At 31.9% G+C, this 24,723-nt stretch carries 18 protein-coding genes; 6 read left to right on the top strand and 12 right to left on the bottom strand.

Going from position 1 to position 24,723, the window contains the following annotated elements:
- Window positions 1-39: 39 nt before the first annotated feature.
- The 10 genes from H0V01_00790 to H0V01_00745 all read right to left on the bottom strand — a co-directional run bounded on the left by H0V01_00790 (window position 40) and on the right by H0V01_00745 (window position 13,915).
- The gene (locus tag H0V01_00790) at window positions 40-2,022 is read right to left on the bottom strand and encodes a PD40 domain-containing protein (protein MBA2581901.1); all 1,983 of its coding nucleotides are present in this window, start codon (window positions 2,020-2,022) and stop codon (window positions 40-42) included.
- Entirely contained in the window at window positions 2,019-3,368 is a 1,350-nt protein-coding gene (locus H0V01_00785; protein MBA2581900.1) for a hypothetical protein, read from the bottom strand. Before H0V01_00785 ends, H0V01_00790 begins: the two co-directional genes overlap by 4 nt.
- A gap of 6 nt (window positions 3,369-3,374) precedes the next feature.
- Entirely contained in the window at window positions 3,375-4,700 is a 1,326-nt protein-coding gene (locus tag H0V01_00780; GenBank protein MBA2581899.1) for a hypothetical protein, read from the bottom strand.
- 19 nt (window positions 4,701-4,719) lie between these two features.
- On the bottom strand, window positions 4,720-5,646 hold the full coding sequence (gene gldL / locus H0V01_00775) for a gliding motility protein GldL (GenBank protein MBA2581898.1): 927 nt from the start codon (window positions 5,644-5,646) through the stop codon (window positions 4,720-4,722).
- Between the two features lie 16 nt (window positions 5,647-5,662).
- Window positions 5,663-7,021, bottom strand: a complete 1,359-nt coding sequence (locus H0V01_00770) for a 2-oxo acid dehydrogenase subunit E2 (protein MBA2581897.1) — start codon at window positions 7,019-7,021, stop codon at window positions 5,663-5,665.
- Window positions 7,022-7,652: 631 nt separating this feature from the next.
- Window positions 7,653-11,138 (bottom strand): PAS domain S-box protein, encoded by a 3,486-nt coding sequence (locus tag H0V01_00765; protein ID MBA2581896.1) that lies wholly within the window; start codon window positions 11,136-11,138, stop codon window positions 7,653-7,655.
- Between the two features lie 93 nt (window positions 11,139-11,231).
- The gene (locus H0V01_00760; GenBank protein ID MBA2581895.1) at window positions 11,232-11,594 is read right to left on the bottom strand and encodes a response regulator; all 363 of its coding nucleotides are present in this window, start codon (window positions 11,592-11,594) and stop codon (window positions 11,232-11,234) included.
- A gap of 598 nt (window positions 11,595-12,192) precedes the next feature.
- Window positions 12,193-13,062, bottom strand: a complete 870-nt coding sequence (locus H0V01_00755) for an SDR family oxidoreductase (protein ID MBA2581894.1) — start codon at window positions 13,060-13,062, stop codon at window positions 12,193-12,195.
- A gap of 104 nt (window positions 13,063-13,166) precedes the next feature.
- On the bottom strand, window positions 13,167-13,688 hold the full coding sequence (locus H0V01_00750; GenBank protein MBA2581893.1) for a DUF892 family protein: 522 nt from the start codon (window positions 13,686-13,688) through the stop codon (window positions 13,167-13,169).
- Between the two features lie 59 nt (window positions 13,689-13,747).
- Window positions 13,748-13,915, bottom strand: coding sequence for a hypothetical protein (locus tag H0V01_00745; protein MBA2581892.1), 168 nt, complete (start codon window positions 13,913-13,915; stop codon window positions 13,748-13,750).
- Between the two features lie 644 nt (window positions 13,916-14,559).
- On the opposite strand from H0V01_00745, the gene H0V01_00740 reads away from it, so the two are divergent.
- Complete coding sequence (locus tag H0V01_00740) at window positions 14,560-15,045, top strand: hypothetical protein (protein ID MBA2581891.1); 486 nt, start codon at window positions 14,560-14,562, stop codon at window positions 15,043-15,045.
- Between the two features lie 442 nt (window positions 15,046-15,487).
- On the opposite strand, the gene H0V01_00735 is transcribed toward H0V01_00740, so the two are convergent.
- Entirely contained in the window at window positions 15,488-17,137 is a 1,650-nt protein-coding gene (locus tag H0V01_00735; GenBank protein MBA2581890.1) for an ABC transporter substrate-binding protein, read from the bottom strand.
- Between the two features lie 147 nt (window positions 17,138-17,284).
- Between H0V01_00735 and mtaB the strand changes: the two genes are divergently transcribed.
- From mtaB to H0V01_00715, 4 genes are all read left to right on the top strand, one after another.
- A complete protein-coding gene (gene mtaB, locus H0V01_00730) occupies window positions 17,285-18,616 on the top strand; it encodes a tRNA (N(6)-L-threonylcarbamoyladenosine(37)-C(2))-methylthiotransferase MtaB (GenBank protein MBA2581889.1) in 1,332 nt (443 codons plus the stop codon).
- Window positions 18,617-18,635: 19 nt separating this feature from the next.
- On the top strand, window positions 18,636-19,796 hold the full coding sequence (locus H0V01_00725; GenBank protein ID MBA2581888.1) for a prolipoprotein diacylglyceryl transferase: 1,161 nt from the start codon (window positions 18,636-18,638) through the stop codon (window positions 19,794-19,796).
- 386 nt (window positions 19,797-20,182) lie between these two features.
- Window positions 20,183-20,974 (top strand): inositol monophosphatase, encoded by a 792-nt coding sequence (locus H0V01_00720; protein ID MBA2581887.1) that lies wholly within the window; start codon window positions 20,183-20,185, stop codon window positions 20,972-20,974.
- 5 nt (window positions 20,975-20,979) lie between these two features.
- A complete protein-coding gene (locus H0V01_00715) occupies window positions 20,980-22,341 on the top strand; it encodes a nodulation protein NfeD (protein MBA2581886.1) in 1,362 nt (453 codons plus the stop codon).
- A gap of 83 nt (window positions 22,342-22,424) precedes the next feature.
- Here H0V01_00715 and H0V01_00710 read toward each other — a convergent pair whose 3' ends face one another.
- Window positions 22,425-23,918, bottom strand: a complete 1,494-nt coding sequence (locus tag H0V01_00710; GenBank protein MBA2581885.1) for a sodium:solute symporter — start codon at window positions 23,916-23,918, stop codon at window positions 22,425-22,427.
- Between the two features lie 169 nt (window positions 23,919-24,087).
- On the opposite strand from H0V01_00710, the gene recR reads away from it, so the two are divergent.
- Window positions 24,088-24,702: a recombination protein RecR gene (recR, locus tag H0V01_00705; protein MBA2581884.1), complete on the top strand. Its 615-nt coding sequence runs from the start codon at window positions 24,088-24,090 to the stop codon at window positions 24,700-24,702.
- Window positions 24,703-24,723 lie beyond the last annotated feature (21 nt).

The following is a 24,723-nucleotide window of genomic DNA, read 5'->3' as shown; positions in this document are numbered from 1 at the left end:
GCAAATATATGATTTATTGAATAAATATTTTTTTGTCCTTTATTTATTAATCCCTATAATTTTCATTTCAACCCTTCTGTTTAACTGCATTCCTTCAGGATTGTCAGACCCATCATTATTCTTTCCATTTGTTAGAGGTTGCGCACTTCCAAAACCTTTAGCAAGCAATCTTGAACCACCCATTCCTTTTTCTGTAATGTATGTTACCACAGCCTGGGCCCTTTCCTGTGAAAGCTTAACGTTCATCTCTTTTGAACCAATATGATCTGTATGACCAGAAATTTCAACAGTAAGTGATGGATTCTTTTCTAGTAGGGTATAAAGTTTTTGAAGTTCTACTTTTGATGTACTGCGTAAAGTAGATTTACCAAAGTCAAAGAAAATATTGTTAAGGACTATTTTTTGTCCTATCTCTATTAGTTGTAGATTGATTGATTGATTAATCACATAATAGTTTGCATCTATAGGAACATCAATGTTTTCGGATTTAAAAAGATATCCTTCGGCCTCATAGGAGATATTATAATTTGCTCCCGGGGGTAAAATAAAAAGATAATTTCCTGTTTTAGTATTTGGGTAATAAATACCTACAATTTCCTCTGTTTCATTATCTGTTACAATAATATCAACCAGGGGTACATTCCCATAAACATCCAGAATTGTACCTTTTATAAGTGCAAGAGGAGTTTCTTTATGTTCAATAAAATTAAGCAAATAAAGATCCTTTTCGCCAAAACCACCCTCTTTTGAAGAAGAATAATATGCTCTTTTACCATCTGCAGAAAGGGAATAATAAATGTCATCATCTGTTGTGTTAACCGGATATCCAAGATTTGATGGCTTCTGAAATTTTCCGTTTTCATCCATAATGCTAAAGAATACATCAAATCCGCCCATAGTAGAATGTCCTTTTGAACTAAAAAACAATGTTTTTCCATCAGGGTGTATAAAAGGGCCGTCCTCATCAAATTCAGTGTTAATTTCAGGACCCATATTCACTGGTAAACTCCAATCACCATTGGGAAGTTTTTTTGATTTGTAAATATCTCTTCCTCCAAAACCGCCTTTTCTATCGCTTGTAAAGTACAGGCTGTTTCCGTCTGCTGAAATACTTGCACTTGGTTCCCAGGATTTTCCTGTAATGTTTTCTGATAGCTTAACTGGAACTTCCCATTTATCTCCTATAAGTTTACTAATATAAATATTGCCCTCAGGTCCTTCACTCTTATATAAAAGTAGAGACTGTCCATCAACTGAGAGTCCTACACTTGCTTCATGAGCCGCGGTATTGATATTAGGGCTTATGCTAACAGGTGTGCTCCATTCCCCGTTCTCTTTAGTTGAAATATAAATGTCCTCAAAGTATTGACCATCTTCAGTCTTTTTACCACCAGCACTCTCAGGTCTTCTGGAAGTAAAAATAAGTACTGATTCATCAGCAGATATCACAGGAGCATATTCAGGATATACAGAATTAATTTTCTCTCCTATGTTTGTAATCTCAATTTGGATTGGAGCGTTTACAAACATTTTGCCATTATTACACATTTTTATGTAATTGTCAACCTCCTTATTTAATTGAATATCAGTTGTTCCAATAAAGGTTTTAAATTGGTTAAATGTGGTTAATGCATTGTCAAAACTATAATTCAAATGATAAACCTGTGCTAAATAATAAAGGGTAATATATGGAGCATTTTTTTCTGTAGCTTTTTTCTCGTTGTATTTTTCAGATAAATTTTTAACAGCTTTTTCAAAAAAAGGAATCGATTTTAATTTATTTGTTGGTAAATTATAATAACAAAGGCCAATCTTAAAATTAATGTTGGAATTATCCGGATAAAGAGAATCTATTTTTAAAAACAAATCTAAGGCCTTAGTATACATTTGATTATAAAGTTGAAAATTTGCCTTTTCAAAACTTTTTTTATAACCATCTTCAATATTGGATGCAGTTAGGGGTGAAAAATAAATAAGAAAAACTAAAACTGCAGAAAGTGTGATTTTAACTTTAGTTGTCATTCAAGATTAATTTTGATGTTGTTATTAATTAAAAATACTTTAAATTGTTCTTTACCAATATAAACCTTTGGCACTCTAAATCCATCATTATCCGTTAAACCATTAATAGAAAAATATCCATTGGGGTTCTTAATATATACCTCATCTTTGCTAATAAAAGAGATAGATTTATTTTCTTTATTAAGTTTTAAAGCACAAGATAAACTTTTAGTTTTTAATTCATTGTCAATTTTATCAAAAAATGAGTAAGTAATATAATTAATTCCTTCGCGAACGATTAATGATCTATTGTAACTTATCTGAATTTCCAGTTTTTGCTCTGTTAATAAAGGCAGAAAATTTTTCGGAACCAATTCATTATTGTTAATCGAAATTTTCCAGATATGTCCGTGAACAGAATCTGATGGTACTTGTAAAGCAGTATCAATAAAGACAAAAGGCGAAAACTGGTGATTGCTGAAATGATCAAAAGTTTTTTGAATTTGTGGAATATTTTTATTTCCAAAATAATTATCATTCAGGGAATACTTTTCTGCACGTCCTTGAATTCCAAAATTCACTTCCTGAATTACAGTATCATTAGAGGAGTGCAATAGAAAATTGTTGAAAATAGAATTTCCGGAAAAATCTGCTAGAAAAGCTTGATCATTTTTATTGTAAGTTGTAGAAACAGGAGCGTTTAAACTGCTTCCTACTTCAAATCCAAAAAAATAGTTTTGGGTTATAAGGTTGTACCTGAATTGTAAATTTAACAAATTCGATTCAATGTTTTCAATGAAAATACTGCTGTTGTTTTGAATGAAATTATTTTTTGAAAAATTAAATTCAATTGTATCCCTGGAGGTAATTTCATCAGGACATCTGATAATGATTGATTTTTCTCCTGTTATAATGTTTTCAAACACATTATCCTCGATATTTATTTTTTTTCTTACCCAGTTTTTTTCAAAATTCAATGGAACTAACAAATAACTGAATTTGGTGTAATTGATAATGATTACTTTATCCTTGGTTGATCCTGATATTACTATTCCAAAACCTTCATTTTCCTTGTCCTCACTAGTTAATTCAATTAGGTTGTTTGGTTTTCCCTCAAGAATAAGGCCCCCGTCAATTTTTAATGAAGCTCCTTTTCTAAAATAAAGTTTACATCCTGATTTTACTGTAAGAGTTGCATTTTTGCTAACTTTTACATTGTTTTCAATGATATAAATTCCTTTTTCCAAAGTATGATCTTTCTCAATGAAATTTGTTACGATTATTTCTGAATTGGTTGCTATTAATGAGCTTGTAACTGAGGTTGAAATCACAGTCAGTAATATAAAAAACAAATTAATTTTAGCCATAAATATTTAAATAACTGTAAATACAATTGAGGAAACCTTTTTTATGCTTCCTCCTGGGATTTCTACCTCGATGTTGTCAAAAATAAATATATCTCCTCTTTGAGCTCCATCAATTAAATCACGTGTGCTTGAGTTGAAAAAAGATCCATGGTTGTTTTTGGATTTTTGCATTTCCGAACTTGCACTAATCCTTATTAAGGAAAAGTTTTTGACCATGTAACCATCCTTGTTATCTGAAATTTCATTTTGTACCTCAATATGCTTTTGCAGTTTGAATATTTTTGAAGAAATATTGCCCCCTTTTCTCTCAGCAATAAAGGCAGAGGGTTCAGGTAGATTCTTTACAAGGAATTCCTGCTTCGCCAATAATTTTTTATTTTCTTTACTAAATGCAGTAACAACAACAATTCCTTCATTATTTACCCTCAGGTAAAAAAGACTGTCCTTTTTAAATATTTCACCCTTTGATACCTCCGCAATAATATCAGAATTTCCAAATCCGGGATGATAAATTTTTAATGGATTGTCAACATCAACATATAAAATATTAAATCCGGGATTTTTAATGTAAGCTTCAGGATCAAGGATTTTTGGGTTGTTTTTTAATGTCTTGTTTTCTTCTGTTTTTTTGTTTTTTGGAATCAAAGTCAATTCATAATTCTCTTTAAGGTTAAAAAGATATTCTTCCATTGCCATGAATTCAATTTGTTTTACATCATTTTGAAATTTTGCAATCAAGGCAATTGAAACTGTTAATGGCATTTTATAAAAATAAAATTTCTCCCAGGTTTGACTCTTCCCAGTGGAGGTGTTTACAAATTCATCTGTTGGTAAAATCGAATCAAGCAAAACAGGATTGATAGAAGTTCCTGCATTATTTATATGTGTTTTAAAATTATGTAACATGGTATGAATTTTTTTTGCAACTCCCTGCTCAAGCATTATTTCATCAGTAAATTGGTTGTCCTTGGCATTTTTTAGAAAACCATACTTATTGATTCCCCCAGAAACATCCAAAACCCTTTGCTTAATAAATTCAAGCTGATTGCATATGCTGTCGGATAATACTGAAATTCTTTTAAAGTCAATTGCAATTATCTTATTGTTTATTGTAGAATCAGCTTTTAATCCAGCTTTAATTAACAGGAAATTGTAATTTTTCATGCTATTCATTTCTTTTGAAGATTTTTCAAAAGAAGTATTTACATCCCGAATTGTGTCAATAAAATCAGAAGGAATATAAAGGAACGCAAGAACTATAAAAATCAAGTACATAAAGCCTACCATTTTGTTCCTGAGTGCCTTACGATCACTGTTGTTGTTATCTTCCATTAAAGCTATTTCTGTATGTTTAAACAGTAGGGCGAGTAATTCTTCCTACTGCTCCTAGCATATCAGTATAAAAAGAATTTACTTTTGACATGTTTGCCCCTAGGCTAGCAAATTCTTTTTCAAAATCCTCAGAATTTCTTCCGTTTTTGGATAAATGTTCAGTATAAAAGGAATTTATTTTCAAAAGGTTTTCATTTAGCATAGTGAATTCTTTTTCATATCCGCTGGATGAATCTTCCAATTGGTTCATTTGCCTTAAGTAAATAGAATTTGTTTTTTGAAGGTTTTCATTTAACTCCTTAAACTGTTTATCATAAACCAAGGAAGCATGATCAAAACTGGTATTGTGATTAATATATTTTTCATTTATAGAGCAAAGGGATTTGGAAAGATTGATAAATTCTTTTTCATAACAAGGAAGAGTTAAGGCTAGACTTCTTAAATGGGAATTATGCAAAGAATTTAATTGCTGTACATTTTCTTTAAGCAAACCCATTTCCATGGAATAATCTTCAGTTGTTTTTTCCAATTGTTTAATAGCATTGGACATGGTGTTAATACCAAGAACCAACTGGTTGCTAACTTCGTTTAATTTTTCAATTGCTAGATTAAAATTTCCAAGAGATTTTGTTATAGCAACAGTATTCAGAGTTTGTTCCTCTGCAACTTTGGAAAGTACATCCGGATTATGTAGTTCAGATGTTAAAAGTTGTGGAAAAATATTTTCCCAATGATAAACTTTTACCGCTGATGCAGGCGTTTTCTTTTTTTTAAATTCAAAAGCAGATATGCTAAAAACAACAGCCTCAGTAGTTAATCCAACTAGGAAAAATTCATTGGCATAATCCCAACCAAGGAATTTAAACATAGCACCAATGATTACAATGGCAGCGCCTATTCCATAGGCGAAATTAATAAAATCAAAGTAAGTATCCTTGTTTTTCATAAGTGGATTAATTGGATCAGAACTGATGGTTTAAATCAAAACTTTCAAGTAAATCACCAACTCTCCTTATAAAAGTTCCACCTAACATTCCATCTACAACCCTATGATCATAAGACATAGATAAGAACATCATATGACGGATTCCTATGGTATCACCTTGTGGAGTTTCAATTACCACTGGTTTTTTACGTATTGCACCAACAGCAAGTATTGCAACTTGTGGCTGATTAATAATTGGTGTTCCCATCACGTTTCCAAAAGTTCCTACATTGGAAATTGTGAATGTACCACCTTGAATATCATCTGGTTTTAGCTTATTCACTCTTGCCCTTGCAACAAGATCATTTACAGTTTTTGTTAATCCGACCAAATTCATTTGATCAGCATTTTTTATTACAGGAACAATTAAATTTCCTGTGGGCAGGGCAGTTGCTATACCTATGTTTATGTTTTTTCTTTTTATAATATTGCTTCCGCTAACAGCAATGTTGATCATTGGAAATTCTTTAATTGCCCTTGTTACAGCCTCGATAAAAATAGGGGTATAAGTTATTTTTTCTCCTTCGCGCTTTTCAAATTCCTTTTTGTTTTTCTCCCTCCACATCACAAGGTTGGTAACGTCTACTTCTACGAATGATGTAACATGGGGTGCAACATGCTTGGACATAACCATATGGTCTGCAATAAGCTTTCGCATCCTATCCATTTCAATTATCTCATCGTTTTCTCCAGCGCTAACAACGGGGTGCTTTATTGATGTGGTGGCTTGTTGTATTTGCGGTGTTTGAACATTACTTACTTGTTGACTTGAACTTGTTTTTCCATTTTGCTCCAAAACTGGTTCAGAAATATTTGTTCCATTGGAGCGTTTGGATAGGTAGTCTAAAATATCATTTTTTGTTACCCTTCCATCAGACCCCGTTCCATGCAACTTTTCAAGTTCGGTAGTTGAAATACCTTCTGTTTTTGCTATATTTCGTACTAGAGGAGAGTAGAACTTTCCACCTTCTGAGGTTCTTGGAATTTCAATTTCCTTAACACTTATTTCTGCATGTCTTGGAGCTGGAATCGAATTTTGAACTGCCGAAGCAGTCATTTTTTCCGGCTGTGTTACCGGTTCGTTTTTTACCTCCTCTTTAGAGCCAATCAATGCTATTACTGAACCAACTTGTACAACATCACCCTCATTGAACATTCTTTTAATCAAAATACCCTGAGTTGGGGAAGGCACTTCAGAATCAACTTTATCTGTAGCAATTTCTAAAACAGATTCGTCTGCATCAATATGCTCCCCTTCATTTTTTAACCACTTTATAATGGTTGCCTCAGCAACACTCTCACCCATTTTAGGTAAAATCAATTCAATTTGAGCCATTCTTTGTATATTTCTAGTAATGCATAATTCCTTTAATTTGCAAAAATAATGAAATTTTATTAAAAATTTTCAAGAAAAGCGGGAGGGGGAACAAATCTTTTTTTGGATAAATTCTGTTCCGGAATATTTTGTAATGGAACAAAGATAGACTTTTGATCAAAAAGCAGAGCTTATAAAAATTGAATTAATTGAAATAGAGCTTTTTAATTAATTTTATTTAAATCTAAAGGATTAATGTAATTGCTTGGCCAAACTTTTAATACCGTTTAAATGCGAATTTCAATTCTAGTATTTACTAATTAAGATTAGGTATCTCTATAAAAAATTTAGTTCCAACTCCTAAGGATAATTCCATCCTTTTTTCCCCTTTCAATTTATCAATCCTTTTTTTACAAAATACAATTAAAGGCATTAAGCTGTTATTGTTCAGAAGCACTGAAAACATTTTTCATTTCTAGTATTTACTAATTAAGATTAGGTATCTCGATAAAAAATTTAGTGCCAACTCCTAAGGATTATTCCATTCTTATTTTCACTTTCAATTTATCAACCCTTTTTTTACAAAATACAATTAAAGGCATGAAATTGTTGTTGTTCAGAAGCCCTGAAAAACATTTTTCAATTCAAGTATTTACTCTTTAAGATTAGGTATCTCGATAAAAAATTTAGTGCCAACTCCTAAGGATGATTCCATTTTGATTTTCCCTTTCAATTTATCAACCATTTCTTTTACAATATACAATCCAAGACCTGAACCTGTTGATTGTTCAGAAGCCCTGAAAAACATTTCAAAAACTTTCTTTTGATAGGCCCTTGGAATTCCAGTTCCGTTATCTTCTATTTCAATAGATATCTTGTCCCTTAAAGTTTTAACCTGAATATAAATATACCTGTAATCTTTTTTACTGTCTTGATACTTAATTGCATTAGAAACTAAATTGCTTAGTATTACAATTAATCTGTTTTTATCTGAATAGAATTTTTGGCTATCTTGTATATCAATTTTGAAATTAATAGATTTAGTACCTTCCATGAATTCTAATTTCTCAATAATTTCATGGAGTATTTTATTGAAGTCCACTTCATTTCTTAGGACTTCAAGTCTTGAATTGCGTGAATAGTTAACAATATCTTGTATAAAGGAATCCAGTTTTAATACACTGTTTCTCATTCTTTCAAGAAATTCCCTTAGAAGTTCGGGGTCAGTTTCCGCTAGTGCAATATTTATTAATCCTAGAACTGATGTTAAAGGAGCTCTTAAATCATGGGAAGTACTGTAAACAAATCGATCTAATTCCTGATTTGCTTTTATTAAATTCATGTTGTATTCTTCTAACCTCTGTTGCCAATTTTTAATATCTGTAATGTCGGTTATCGTAGCCACAAAATGGGTAGCTGCTTTGTTCTCCCCAAAAACAGGAGTTAATATAAGTAAATTCCAAAAAGTTGATCCGTCTTTCCTATAACTTAAAACTTCTCCACGAAATGTTCTTTCATATTGAATGGCATCTTTCATTTGGCCAATCATCCTTTTTTTTGTTTTTGGTCCGCTCAAAAGGAAAATATTTTTACCCTCTACTTCCTCTTGGGAATACCCTGTTATTCTACAAAATTCAGGATTTACATACATTATGGCTTTATCAGGAATGGTGTTATTTACAATAATTACCCCTTCAGCCACACTCTCAAGCCCTCTTTTTAAAATAACGAGCATTTGCTGATTTTTGCTTCGATCGGTTATATCCAGTCCCATTCCAATAATATATTTTTGATTGGAAATTTTAGATAAAATGCCTGTAAAATAATATAAAGTTTCCTTCCCGCTTTTTGAAACTATAACGGCTTCAGCCTCTGCTTTTCCACTCGTTAAAACCATATCAAGTTGTTCCCTGATCTTAATTAAGTCATTGCCTTTAAAAAGAGCATCTACTTTTAAATCTATTATTTCTTGATCTGTATAACCTGAAATTTTTCTTAGGTTTTCATTCCATAAGGTAAGTCTTAATCCTTTTTCAAATACACTTATTACATATAATATTCCCGGAAGGCTATTTATCATTGAATCTGTAAAGTTCTTTTCTTTTTTCAGTATTCTTTCCGCCTCTTTTTGTTTGCTTATGTCAACATAAATTCCATAAAAGCCCAATAATAAATCATTGCTTTTTATTGGATAGTAAACAATCAGCATGTCTAGAATTTGTCCATCTTTTCTTTTTCTGTATGTTTCAAGTTGAACAGCCTCAAGTTTTTTTGCTGCCTCAAATATTTCATCGGATTCATGTTGTTTTTCGGTAGGGACTATAAAATCCTTTGTCAATCTGTTTTTAAGTTCCTCAAAATTGAATTGAAATATTTTTTCAAATGAATTATTTACTTCTATTATCCTTTCCATATCATCAAACAATACAATTCCAAAAGGAGAGGCATTGAATAATTCTTTAAAAAGCAAATTTTGCCTTTCGATAATATCCTCTGATTTTAATTTTGCTGTTACATCCGTAACTATTTTCAAGTATGCGTCTGTACCCTGAAACTGGAATTCTGTAATAAGAAATTCAACATCAATTAATTTCCCGTTTTTTTTAATGTTTTTCAAATTTAGCATAATATCTTTTCCGGGCTGCAGGTTTTTTAATTCATCCTGTAATTTCTTTAAATCATCTTTTGGTAGTATGTTTTTCAATGAAAGATGGAGCAAATCCTTTTCCGTGTATCCAAAAGTATTTATTGCTTTTGAATTTACATCAAGAAGCTTAAGACTTTCTTTTTCAATTACCATAAGCGCAAGAGGGTTTTTTTCAAAGAGCAAATGATATCTTGTTTCTGAAGCTGTAATTTTTTCAATAGCCTCCCGTATTTCAGTAATATCAATTAAAGACCCATTCCAGACTATGTGAGTTTGTTTTTTTTCTGGAACTGCATTTCCCTTTAACCAAATGTATTCATTACTGTTTCGGCTTATTACCCTAAAAGAATAATCCCAGGCTTGAAGACTCTGAGCAGATTTTTCAATACTATTCATTAGTCCATCAAAATCATCAGGATGAACCTTTTTTAAAAGTTTTTCAGGATTATTATATATTTCTTCTGATGAAAAATCATAAAATGATTTTATATTTTCTGTTAAATACGTGAATTTATATTTTCCATTTGTTTCTCTTATAAATTGAAGGATAACAACAGGAAGTGCATTGCTAATTTCATTTAGGATTTCACTGTTTATTATATTAGATTGTATGAAATTTTCTCTTTCAATAATAATAACTGCAAATTCTACTACAATCTGTAATATTTTCTGTTCTTTCGAAGTAAGATAACCGTCTTTTTTATAAAAAACATTTAACATGCCAAGAAATGAATTATCCTTACCTCTTAAAATATAACAGTTATAGTTTTGCAGATTATATTTATTCGCAATATTGTTCAAATTGATGCATTTTTCTTCTGTATTTATTTGATCAATTTTTTTTCTGTCTTTAACTATTTCCATTACCATTTCGTTAATTTCATCAAAAAATTGCAGAGGTAAATTAGCTGAAGCCTTTTGATGCAATTTTCCATTTTCTGGTATTATAATGGAACAGAGCAGTTCGGGATTGTTTTCTTCGATAATTTTAATTATATAATCCAATGTTGTGTCAAAGGAATAATCTTTTTTTGCCACAGAAAATAGTTTTTTTTGCAGCGAATAAACTTTTTCCAGGGACTCTGAAACATCTCTTTTTGATACAGGATTCAAATAAATGAGCACATTTTCAACAATCTCTTTATTGAAAAGTGGAATGAAGTTAATGTTTAAAGAAGAATGATTTTCAAGGTTGTTTTGATAAAAAAAAAATTGTTTTTGTTTAAGAAGCACTGTCTTTTTATGTTTAAGAACGTGATAAAAAGCAGATTCAATTTCATTTATTGTTTCCTTGTTTTTTTCAATATTTATTTTGGATAGAGATTCAATTAAATTAGACCCTGGTATTAAATCAGGGATATTAATTTCGTCTGTATTATTGACCGAAATAATTTTTAAATCGGAAGAAATTAATAAGAAAAACCCCTGCAGTCTTTCAACAGCACCTGCAGTTTGATCATCCTTCTGATTTTCCGGTTTAAAATAGGTCATTACTCTTTAACTTGTAATATCAATATGAATAGCTCAGCAACCTAGATTTTTTATTCATTGTAACCTTTTTAATTCAATGAATAAAAATCAGTGTTAGATATCTGCCAGAGCCTCAACAGTGAGAGGTTTGTTTAAATACCTGTATACAAATTGATTCCCAATTGCTTTATGATAATCATTTTTGTCAAAGCTAGAAGATAGCATAATTATTTTACACTTGCTTTTAACTACATCGGGTAATTTGTTGTATTCATCCAGAAAGTCGAACCCATCCATAATTGGCATTCTGATATCCAAAAAAATCACATCAGGAAGTTCAGACTTATTCCTGCTTTTTGTTTTTAAGTATTCCAGGGCACTCTCCGAAGATTGTTTAACAATTACTTCTTCAGCAAACTCTTTGCGCACTATCCAGCTGTTGACAAAATTACTGTCGGCATCATCATCAACCAGCAAGGCTGTTTTGTATTTCATTTCAGTAAATTATAATTAAAACTTACCATTAAAACTCAATAATCATTCCGTTAATGAACATATATAAATGAAATTTGCTAAACTTTGGTTAATTGCTGATAACAGAGATTGTTTATACTCTCATTCGTGATAATTTAAAGAAAGTAAAACAGCTTATTTAAAAATATGCTTCCTTTTGTTTATAATTTTTGTGGATTTATTTCTACAATTGTTACAAAAAATCAACAATGAACACTTAATATAAGCCAGAGTTTTATTCATGGCTGATAATTTGCTAAAACCATTCATTTTTACTTTAGGTAATTTAGTGTTATTAATCATGTAATTATATTTCATGCAATTTGTCAAAGATTCCTCACTCTGTTAGGAAGCAGGGGAATTTTTATGCTATGTAGGGTTTAGTCTAATTACTTTCATTCCCAAATGAAAATTAGCGTATTAAGGTATTCAAAGCTCAAAGGCTGCAAGCTGGGAAAGGGAAAAAGTTTAGATTTAATTACACCTGTTTTAGATAAATTTTAGCGGGAGTTTTCAACAGAAAAGTTAAGCTTCTTTTCTATAATACTTAAATAATTAAATATTAACCATTTATTATCTCCCCGCCATTGGGGTGAAGTATTTGTCCTGTGTAATAGGAAGAATCATCACTTGCAAGGAAAACAAAACTTGGGGCAATTTCAAAGGGTTGTGCGGCCCTTTTTAAAGGTACATCTGAGCCGAATTGGGCAACTTGTTTTTTATCAAAAGAGGAAGGAATTAAGGGAGTCCATACTGGTCCTGGGGCAACTCCATTTACCCTTATGCCTTTTTCGGCCAGATTTTGAGCAAGTGAACGGGTAAATGAAACTATGGCACCTTTTGTTGAAGCATAATCGATTAAATGCTTACTACCCCTGTAAGCTGTTACAGAGGTAGTATTTATTATTGCCGTTCCATTTCCCATAAATGGTAATGCTGCCTGAGTTAAATAAAAAAAGGAAAATATATTTGTTCTGAATGTTTGTTCAATTTGTTTTGCTGTAATATTCAAAAAATCATCCTGGGGAAATTGTACTGCAGCATTATTTACCAAAACATCAATTTTTTCAAAATTATGTATAATTTTTTTTATTGCATTTTTACAAAAATCCTCATCTTCAATATTTCCCGGAATTAAAAAACATTTGCGGTTTACTTGCTCAACTCTTAATTGTGTTTGCCTTGCATCATCATGTTCTTCCAGATAGATAATTGCTACATCAGCCCCTTCCTTGGCAAAAGCAATTGCAACAGCACTTCCAATTCCGCTATCTCCCCCAGTTATAACGGCAATTTTATTTTTGAGTTTATTACTACCAACATAACGACTATCCTCAACCACTGGTTTAGGCATCATTTTATTTTCTAATCCAGGTTGTTTTTTCTGTTCCTGAGCTGGCCTAACTTTTTTTTTCTCTCCCTTTTTACTCATAAAATAGCATAAATAATCAGTGTTGATTAATTGGTTAGCTTATTAATGCAAATCATAAAAAGATATATTTAAGAATAATTAAAAAGGCATACGAAAAATTGTTTTTAAACATGGGCAAGTGTTGATTCAGAAATCCCATTGAATATCCTTTCAATGTGTTCCTCCTCCTCCATTGTTACCTGAAGAAGTTCTCTAACGTCTTTATTTGGAATGTTTTCTAAAAATTGGAAAAGGCCCTTATAAAAGGAAATTTCCAGATGTTCCATCTTTTGGGCAATGTTCAATAAAATGGAATCCTTCATAAAATCCTCCTTATCTTCCTCTATGGCTTGTTCAGCTTCTTTACAAAGCATTTCCATTGGTTCATTGGTTTGCGTCTGAACTTTTCTGTCGAGTAATCTGAATATTTCTTCTATTCTGTTCACATGTACTTCTGTAATATCAAAATGATCATCAAACATTTCACGAAGTTCACTGTTAGATGCAGCTTGAGTTAATTTTGAAAGTATCTTTACATGCATGGTTTCCATGCTTAAAGCTTTTTCTAATTCATTAATGAATAATTCCTTAACAGTATTATTGTTGTAATTTAAAGAATCATTTCCGTTGTTGTTTGTATTTGTCATGATTGAACAATTTGTCTTATTAATATTATTTTCTTTTGTTTGATTTTTTGAATTAAGGTTTATTTCTTTTTTACTGAATGACCTTTTAGGTCATTAGCTGATTTAAAACCACCTTTTGAAGAAATAGTTCCTTTGCCTGTATTTTTCAAATCCTCCTTTATTAAAGGCCTTTCCTTACCTTGATTTTTTGTTGCCGTTCTGGGGCTTTTTTTATTGTTGTTTTTCATGATATTTTAATTAAAATTAATTTTCATGTTACGAATATCCATACCCTGTTTTATTAAATTTATACTAACTTCTTGCCTTTATATTCCAACTTTCGCCTTTCATTGCCACTTTTTATTGAAAGATAACACAACAGTTTTTTTGATTTCCATTTAAAAATTTTATCTGCCTTAATTCATTGAGAGCACCATTTCCCCATGAAAAAACTCATCTTCAACATCATTTATCCAAATTTCAATAACCAGACAATCACGAAACTGAATAAAATTAAAAAGAGTTTTTGCTAGTATTATTGAATTCATGTCATTTGATTTTTCAGTTTAAAAAGAAAAATATAAACTGTCCAATCTAAAATATTATGCCTTTATTTTATTTTTTTTAATTTTTTTTCAATTTTAAACTAAACATCCTGATAATATGCCTATAAAAAGTAAAAACAGCATCCCTTCGTATACCTATTTATCAATATTTGGGGAAATAGTGAGGAAAAAGGTACACATCAAGGGAATATTATACTCAAAGTACTGTTATGGCCTCAAAAATTTAAAAAAAAGCTTAGCCAAAGTAATAAAAAGTATAAAAAATAGTGGCAGGAAAATTTCAATAATATTTAATAGAAAGAAATTACTGTAAAAAAAGAAATGCTATGATAAATATTGGAAGTCTAAAGGCTGAAACATTTTTAATTTCAAAATGTCATTTTAATAAATCGCCTGATATTAATTCACATTCAACAAAACCGATTCATCTCAAACCATACAGGAAAACAATTCGTATAATTATTCCAAAAAGAATACAGCATCAACCTTATTTGCCCAATAGAACAGGACCTTATGAAAAAGCGTTCATAAGGATATTGAATGTAAACAGAAACGAATTTTTCTCAGAAATGATATTAAATCAAAAGCCAAAGCATCCACCTGAAAGAAGGGAACCAGAACCAAAACCAGAGCCTAAAGTACCTGATCAGCCCGGCAAACCAATACCTCCTGAATTGCCTGGCAAACCCAACGAACCCAAACCTGGTCCACCAGAAAGACCGGATAAGCCCTTCTTGCCAAATAGACCCGATACACCCACACCACCAGAACATCCTACTAAACCAGATCAACCCAGCCAACCCATTGCATGAAAAAAACAATTCAGAATAAAACATTTTCCTTTAATTGGATATTTTTGATTCTGCCTGGAATAAATTTCCCACTTCTGTCTAAATAATGCAACAAAGGACATTAAAATGGCTAATCCCTGGAATAAATTAGAAGTTCTTGTTTTAATTTACATACAAATGCAAATGAATTTGGACTAAAAAAGTTTGCGTAATTAAAATTATTGGTATAGGCACTTAGGTCGCAAAAATTGAAATTTATTTTCATAATGGGCTGAAATCACTGTAAATACTGAGATTAATGTCATTTTAAATTTTATTAAAAATAAATAAAGCATCATAAAAAAGTGATTAAAAAAGGAGTACATTACATTTTGTCCCTTGTAAACCTTAGAATTACAGCAGTATTTACTAATAAAATCAACAAACTAATGTGCGATCTAAGTGCCTATACCAATAAAATTATTTAATGGGTTTTCTTAACTCTCTTTAAGGTTAATAAATTCATTGGATTTACTTCTAACCCAGAAATGGTTTTTGGATAAAATCTTACTGCCCTGTCATAGAACAATAATAATACGGGAGCTTCTTCAATAACCAGGTTCTCCATCTCCCTGTAAAGCTTAAATCTCTTTTGATCATCCGTTTCTGATTTTGCTAATTCATATAATCTGTCAAAATCGGAATTTTTAAAATGTGTATAATTTGGACCTAGGGGAGAAAAATTCTTGCTGTAAAATAATGTTAAAAAATTCTCACCATCAGGATAATCAGCAACCCATGATTTTCTAAAGAAATTTAAACTCGATCGAGCCACCTGTTCAGTATGAATTGCTGTGGGTAAAATATCAATTTTGATTTTAATTCCTAAAGTTGCTAACTGATTTTGTACAAATTCAGCCATATCCTGGTAAATAGAAGTAGTACTTAAAACAATTTCAGGTAAATTTTTACCTTCAGGATATCCTGCTTTTGCTAATAAATCCCTGGCTTTTTCCTGATCAAAAGAATATCCCTTTACTTCTTCAGGATTATAAGATGGCATACCTGCCGGAATAATACCTGCATTTGCTGGTGTTCCAATGCCATTACGCAAATATTTTACCATTTCACTTCTGTTTATGCCATAATTAATAGCTTGACGAACCTCTTTTTTATTTAATGGGTGATCTTTCACTAAAGGAGAATTGCTATCAATATAAAAACCCATGTAATCAGTTTTTAAAAATGGTTCGTTTTTCATTATGAATTTCTCACTGTATTTTGATTCCAGTTCACCTGAAGGTGTAATGAGTTCATTTTTATGTAAACCGTCAATTCCAGATAATAAATCAAAATCCCCATTGATAAATCCCATAAACTCAGTTTGTCTTTCTTTAATAAACGAAACTGAAATTGCATCAAGATAAGGAAGTCTGTTTGGGCCATCCATTTCAAAATAAGTAGGGTTTTTTACCAAAACGAGCTTAACTGCTTCTTTCCATGCTTTGAACATAAAAGGTCCTGTTCCAACAGGGTTGTTTCTAAAATCATCTCCATAATGGCCAACAATTTCATAAGGCACAACTGAGCAATATTGCATGGTAAGAATTCCCAGGAAAGGGGGGAAAGGTCTTTTTAGGTATATAGAAAGCGTACTGTCATTTTCAGCTATAAAGCCCTTGTAATCACTTGTTTCAGAAAAATCGACTTCGTTAAAAATCCAGGCACCTGGTGAGGCCACTTTAGAATCAATTATCCGAAAAAAACTATGAACAAAATCAAAAGCAGTAACTTTTCTACCAATTCCACCTTCAAATACGTGATGATCATGGAAAAAAACATTGTTTCTTAAATGAAAAGTATAAATCAAACCATCTTTTGAGATATCCCAATTTTTTGCTATTGCAGGTTGTATTTCCAACTTATCATTCATCTGCAACAGGCCATTGAAAAGTTGATTAACGACTGCAATATTTTCAAAACTTCTTGCAAAAGCAGGATCAAGAGAGGTTATTCCTGCAGATTCATTGTATTTGAAAACAACTCTTCCATCTGTTTCACCTTCTTGAACTGAAGCTTGTTTACAGCTAATTACAGTTAAAAGAACCAAGGTTAAAATCAATAATTTGTTCATAGGAATCTTTAAAATTTAATTAAAGTGTAATTCTAAGCATAATTGAGGCGTAACAATGATGCTGAACGCTTTTATTTTCAACATCTTTTTCAACACAACAAAATAATATTTCAGAGGTTTGCGAAAATATCTACTTTTGCAGACAAAATGGAAACACCTAAGAAAATAGCATTTCATACATTGGGATGCAAATTGAATTTTTCAGAAACCTCAAGTATTGCCAGAATTTTTGAAAATAAGGGCTTTGAAAAGGTTGATTTTTCTTCTCCCGCTGATATTTATGTAATTAATACCTGCTCTGTAACAGTAAATGCTGACAAGGAGTGTAAAACAATTGTAAGGTCAGCCCTTAAACTTTCTCCTGATGCTTTTATAGTTGTAATTGGTTGTTATGCCCAACTTAAACCAAATGAAATTGCTTCCATTGAGGGAGTGGATTTAGTTTTGGGTGCTTCAGAAAAATTTCGTCTTGCAGAATATATTAGCGATTTATCCAAAAAAACCAAAACAGAGGTTTATTCCTGTGAAATTGAGCAAGCTGATTTTTTTGTGGATGCTTATTCCTTTGGGGATAGAACAAGAGTGTTTTTAAAAGTTCAGGATGGATGCGATTATACTTGTTCTTTTTGTACAATTCCTCTTGCCCGGGGGAAAAGCAGAAGTGATAGCATTCAAAATGCAGTAAAAAATGCCAATGAAATTGCCGGTAAAGGCGTAAAGGAAATTGTGCTTACAGGGGTTAACCTTGGAGATTTCGGCAAGCAAGGAGATAAAAAGAATGAGGAAGATTTTCTTTCTTTGATTAAAGAACTTGATAATGTTCAGGGCATTGATAGATTCAGGGTTTCTTCCATAGAACCAAACCTGCTTAAGGATGAAGTAATTGAATTTGTTTCCACATCACAAAAATTTGTACCCCATTTTCATATTCCTTTACAATCAGGATCAGACAAGATTCTTAAAGCAATGCGCAGGAGGTACTTAACAAAACTTTATACCGAAAGGGTGAAAAAAATCAGAACTTTAATGCCTGATTGCTGCATTGGAGTGGATGTTATTACCGGTTTCCCAGGGGAGACAGAACAGGATTTTCTTGAAACCTACAATTATTTGAACAATTTAGACATTTCATACCTTCATGTTTTCACCTATTCTGAAAGAGACAACACTGATGCTTTAAATATTGAACAGGTTATTCCGTTAAATATAAGAAAGCAAAGGAATAAAATGCTTAGAATACTTTCTGTAAAGAAAAGCAGGAGTTTTTACGAAAAATTCAAGGGAAGTAAACAGCAGGTTTTGTTTGAAGGGGAGAACAAAGATGGATTTATGCATGGATTTTCAGAAAATTACATTAAAGTCAAACATGCCTTTGATGCCTCTCTTATCAATGAAATAGTAAATGTAAACTTGTTGGAAATTGACTCTGATGGATCATACACCTCAGAATTATTTTCAGGAAATAGTATCAGAAATTAATTAATAAAAAATAGAATAAATGTACCCAACAATTTCAGATCTTATAAGGGATCTATTTGGTATTCATATACCACTTCCTATTCAGAGCTTCGGCTTTTTTGTTGCCATAGCTTTTTTGCTTGCAAGCTGGCTTCTTGCGAAAGAATTAAAAAGAAAAGAAGAGGAAGGTTTTTTACAACCAATTACAAAAAAAGTATTAAAGGGAGCAAAGGCTACAACAACTGAAATGGCTATTTCAGGAATAATCGGATTTGTAATAGGTTTTAAATTGCTGGATATTATTTTAAATTATTCTGATTTTGTTCTTGATCCCCAGTTTTTTATACTTTCTTTTAAGGGAAACATCTTCGGAGCTTTAATTGGAGCTGCAGCGGGTATTTACCTCAAATATACCGAAAAAAACAAGGAAAAAGCAGATAAACCTTTTTGGCAGACAGAAGTAATTCATCCTCACCAACATGTTGGAAACATCACCCTGATTTCTGCTTTTGTAGGGATATTAGGAGCAAAGATTTTTCACAATTTGGAAAACCCAGGAGAATTTATTGCCGATCCAATTGGGGCCTTGCTTTCCTTTAGTGGACTGACAATGTATGGAGGATTAATTTGTGGAGCGTTTGCAATTATTTGGTATGCAAGAAAAAACAATCTTACAGTTACAAGGCTATTTGATGCTGGAGCTCCGGGATTAATGCTAGCCTATGGTGTTGGGCGTATTGGATGCCATATTTCAGGAGATGGTGATTGGGGCGTGGTTAACAATGCGCCAAAACCAAATTGGATGAGTTTTTTACCTGATTGGATTTGGGCTTATGATTATCCAAACAATGTTATTAAGGAAGGAATACCTATTCCAGATTGTATTGGTTCACATTGCTTTGTTTTACCTGAACCGGTTTGGCCTACAGCCTTTTATGAAGCTGCATTAAGCATTATGTTGTTTGGTTTTCTTTGGAGCATCCGTAAAAAAATCACAATTCCGGGCATGCTATTTTCAATTTATCTTGTTCTAAATGGTTTCGAAAGATTTTTTATTGAAAAAATAAGGGTAAACGAAGTTTATAACATCCTTGGATTTCATCCCACACAGGCAGAAATTATTTCTGTTGGCTTAATTCTGTTGGGAATTGCAGGAATGTTTTATTTCAATAAAAAATACAAGGATAATTTAGCGAAATAAATCTTTTTATTGAAAAACAACTTTCATTTTATGAAAGGACGTTTTACCTGAATATATAATTATAGTTGAAATTTTCTTTTGAATGTGAAATTTGCATTTGTTGCAATATTTCCATTTTCCTTAATGAATGTTTTGTATTCTTCCTCATAAAATTTCATTTGTTCGATTTCTCTCTTTTGTTTAAATTTCCATGAGTCCTGTTGGGGTTTTTGCAAGCATTTGTTTCCTTTTTAGAGTAATCCATCTCGTAATTTTTTAATTCAAGCCTAACCAGCTTACTTATTATGGTTTAATTTTTTTGAAATTTTGAAACTGTAGAAAAGAATTGTATTCCTTTGAGGAAATAATAATTTTCTTTATGTTTATCAAAACAAACAACAATAGAAATGAATTTAGAAGAATTGTGTTATAAAGTTTGTGAAATAACCGAATCTGTTGGGCTATTTATTAAGGAACAAGGAGGTAAAATAAATGAGGAGTCAGTAGAAGAAAAAAGCCTTAATAGTTTAGTAACTTATGTGGATAAAACTGCAGAAATGCAACTTGTAAAAGCACTTGGAAAATTAATTCCAGAAAGTGGCTTTATAACAGAAGAGAAAACCATTTCAAAAAAAGGGGATGTATACAATTGGATAATCGATCCTTTGGATGGTACAACTAACTTTATCCATGGTATTCCTTGTTATTGCATCAGTATAGCTCTTATGAGAAATGACACTTTAATTTTAGGTGTGATTAATGAGTTAAATCAAAGGGAAAAATTTTATGCATGGGAGGGGAGCAAGGCCTATTTAAATGGCAAGGAAATTAAAATTTCCTCAACTACTGAATTAAAAAACTCCTTACTGGCCACAGGCTTCCCCTATTACGATTACAATAAGATGGATCAATACATTGAGTTATTAAAGGTTTTTATGCGAGAAACCCGGGGGGTAAGGCGTTTAGGGTCTGCGGCAACGGATTTAGCATATGTTGCATGTGGTAGATTTGATGGATTTTACGAATATGGGTTAAATTCATGGGATGTTGCAGCCGGTGCTTTTATAATTCAACAAGCCGGAGGTATTATTAAGGATTTTAAAGGTGGAAAAAATTATGTTTTTGGAGAGGATATCATGGCATGTAGTCCAGGGATTTATGAGGAATTTATAAAAAAGATCAAACATCATTTTAATTAAAATATATGAGCAGGTTAAAATTAAGCTTATTGCTTTCCATTCTGTTTTCCTTCTACGGAAAATTAATTGCTCAGGATTCTATAATTAAAATTCCGGGTGAGAAATTAATCTACCGTTTTGAAATTAAAGATCAAATTGCTCCTCCGGTTCAAAGGTTAACATCCAATGCAATAACATTTGCACATGAAATTAAGGCGGATATTATTTTCATTGAAATGAATACATATGGAGGACTTGTTGATGCAGCAGATTCCATTCGTACCAGAATTTTGAATTCAAAGATTCCTGTATATGTTTTAATTCAGAATAACGCGGCCTCTGCCGGAGCTTTAATTGCCATTGCTTGTGATAGTATATATATGCAACCGGGAAGTACTATTGGAGCAGCTACGGTTGTAGATCAAACAGGACAGCAGGTTCCTGATAAGTACCAGTCTTATATGCGGAAAAAAATGAGGAGTACAGCAGAAATAAGAGGACGAAATCCTGACATTGCCGAAGCAATGGTTGATCCAGATATCTATATTCCTGGAGTGATTGATTCTGGCAAAGTGATAACCTTTACAACCACTGAGGCTATCAAATATGGGTTTTGTGAAGCACAAATATCTTCAATGGAGGATGTTCTATCAAGGATTGGTATTTCAGAATATCGTGTAATTGAACATGAACTTACCCTAACTGAGCAAATTATAAGTATTTTAATAAATCCATTTATTAGTGGAATATTAATAATGCTAATAATAGGGGGGATATATTTTGAATTACAAACCCCGGGAATAGGATTTCCACTCATAACTGCAATTACAGCTGCTATTCTATATTTCGCTCCGCTTTACCTGGAAGGCCTTGCATCCAATTTTGAAATCGTCCTTTTCGTGCTTGGACTAATCCTTTTAGGAGTTGAAATCTTTGTAATCCCAGGTTTTGGAGTGGCAGGTATTTTAGGTGTAGCATTAGTGGTTGCAGGTTTAACCTTAAGTCTTGTACATAATGATGGATTTGACTTTACTTTTGTTGATCCCCAAAAACTTGTACGCGCTTTTTTAATGGTTTCTATTTCCGCGGTTATGGCTGTTATACTTTCTATTTATTTGGGGGCAAGGCTTCTTTATTCATCCGCCTTTAATAAAATAATCCTTCATTCATCACAGGAAACTTCAACAGGTTACAGCAGCGCTTCAGCTTATAGCCATACTTTAATTGGAAGAGAAGGAACAGCCCTTACAATGCTTCGCCCATCGGGAAAAGTTGAAGTTGAAGGTGAAACTCATGATGCAACTGCATTAACAGGATTTATTGAAAAAGGTGCTGCCGTTAAAGTATTAAAATATGAATCTGCTCAACTGGTAGTAAAAAAAATCTAAAAAAGCATTTTATTAAGGACAACCGCTAATTACATAAATGCAAAAAGTGGAATCTAAAATAAATAATTGAATTCTTAGTAAAATTAAACTTTTGTTACAGCTAAGGTTTCTTTTGTTTCTGGTTTAATTTTAATTGCAAATAAGCCTATAAAGGTAAATAATCCATTTAATATAAGCAGTTCAAATCCAAATTGATAACCATTGAACAAACGCTCGGAATACATACTCAGCAGAAAGCATAAAATAGGAGAAATAATAGCTATATAGGGTACATAATTATCCATTACCTTATATTTACTAAATAAGCCAAAAGCATACATTCCCAATAAAGGTCCATAAGTATATCCTGCAACAATAAAAACGGTACTAATCACATTGGGGTGGTCAATAGCTTTAAATGTTAAAATTACAAGAACCATAATAACTGAAATGAGGATATGAACTCTTCTTCTGATAGCTGTTTTCTTTTGGGCAGAAATGCTATCGTTTTTATTTAAATCAAGAAAATCAATACATACTGAGGTTGTTAAAGCGGTCATTGCAGAATCGGCACTGGAATATGCCGCGGCAATTAAGCCAACAATAAAAAATATTCCTGCAATAGCGCTTAAATAGCCTTGAGTAGCAAGCATGGGATAAAGGTCATCAGTCTTGGCGGGGAGAGCAATTCCCTTTGAAGTTGCAAATAAATACAACAATGCACCTAAGGCCATGAAAAACAAATTAACGAATAGCAAAACAAGACTAAAAGAAAACATATTTTTCTGAGCATCTTTTATGCTTTTACAGGAAAGGTTTTTCTGCATCATATCCTGATCAAGACCCGTCATTACAATGGCAATAAAAGTCCCACTTAAAAACTGCTTCCAGAAATAATTTTTACTGTTTATATCATCGAAAAAAAATATTCTAGAATATTCGCTATCTGAAACCAAGCTTACCATTTGCATTGGCCCTAAACCAAGTTCAGAAGAAATAATCCAGATACTAACCCCAACGGCAGTCAACATAAAAAGAGTTTGTAAAGTATCAGTCCAGATTATGGTTTTTATTCCTCCTTTAAAGGTATATAACCAAATAAAGGCGATGGTGATGAGCACAGTTATTGCAAAAGGAATATTATAATGATTGAAAACCGTAAGTTGAAGCACATTTGCTACAAGGAAAAGCCTCAAGGCTGAACCTAAGGTTCTGGATAAAAGAAAAAATGACGCACCTGTTTTGTATGTCCAATATCCAAAACGCTGTTCAAGGTAAGTATAAATTGAAGTAAGATTAAGCCTGTAATAAAGCGGCATTAGTATCGTGGCAATAACAAAATAACCCACCATATAGCCCAATACAACCTGCATATAGGAAAAGGAACTATCCTTAACCCAGCCAGGTATAGAAACAAAGGTAACACCAGAGAGAGAAGACCCAATCATTCCAAATGCAACAATAAACCAGGGGGATTTTTTTCCTGCTAAAAAGAAGTCATCATTATTACCTGATTTTTTTCCTGTATACCAAGAAATTCCCATCAACAATAGGAAATAACCAAGTATGAATGAAATGATAAGAACTGGTGGTAACATTTTTGGCTTATTTAATTATTCGGCAATAAGATAGTTGCTTTTAATTTCTGATTCATTAAAAGATTCATTGTAGCAAAGATTAAATTTATTATTTACTTGAAAAAATTTAATTCTGCACAATAACGCAGCAATAAAAACTTTTAATTGTGTAATTTGTTATTTTTGAGCAATGAATTTTTCATCTAAATTAATAGAAGAAGCAGTAGAACAATTTTCCAGCCTGCCGGGAATAGGAAAAAAAACAGCTTTAAGGTTGGTACTCCATCTTTTAAAAAAGGATATGGATACTGTAAATATCTTTGGAAATAGCCTAATTAGAATGCGGAGGGAAATTAAATTCTGTACAAACTGTCATAATATTTCAGATAAGGAATTATGTGAATTGTGTGCAAATCCAAATCGTGATAAGGAAATAATTTGTGTTGTTCAAGACATAAGGGATGTTATGGCAATTGAGAATACAGGACAACATAGAGGAGTATATCATGTTTTAGGAGGTATTATATCCCCCATGGATGGAATAGGCCCAAATGATTTGAATATTGAAACATTGGTAGGGAAGGCCTCAGTAGGTGAGGTTAAAGAAATTGTACTTGCATTAAGTACAACAATGGAGGGCGATACCACTAATTTTTATATTTATAAACGATTGAAAGAATATGGAATAAAAGTTTCGGTAATTGCAAGAGGTATTGCTTTTGGCGATGAAATAGAGTATGCTGATGAAGTGACTCTTGGTCGCTCAATTGTAAATAGAATACCTTATGAAAATATTTTACATTAATACAATCCGCATTTCTTATAA

It is taken from the genome of Bacteroidota bacterium (assembly GCA_013696965.1).
Classification (GTDB): Bacteria; Bacteroidota; Bacteroidia; order JACCXN01; family JACCXN01; genus JACCXN01.
The sequence above is the reverse complement of the archived record's forward strand: the minus strand, read 5'-3'. Positions and strand labels throughout refer to the sequence as shown.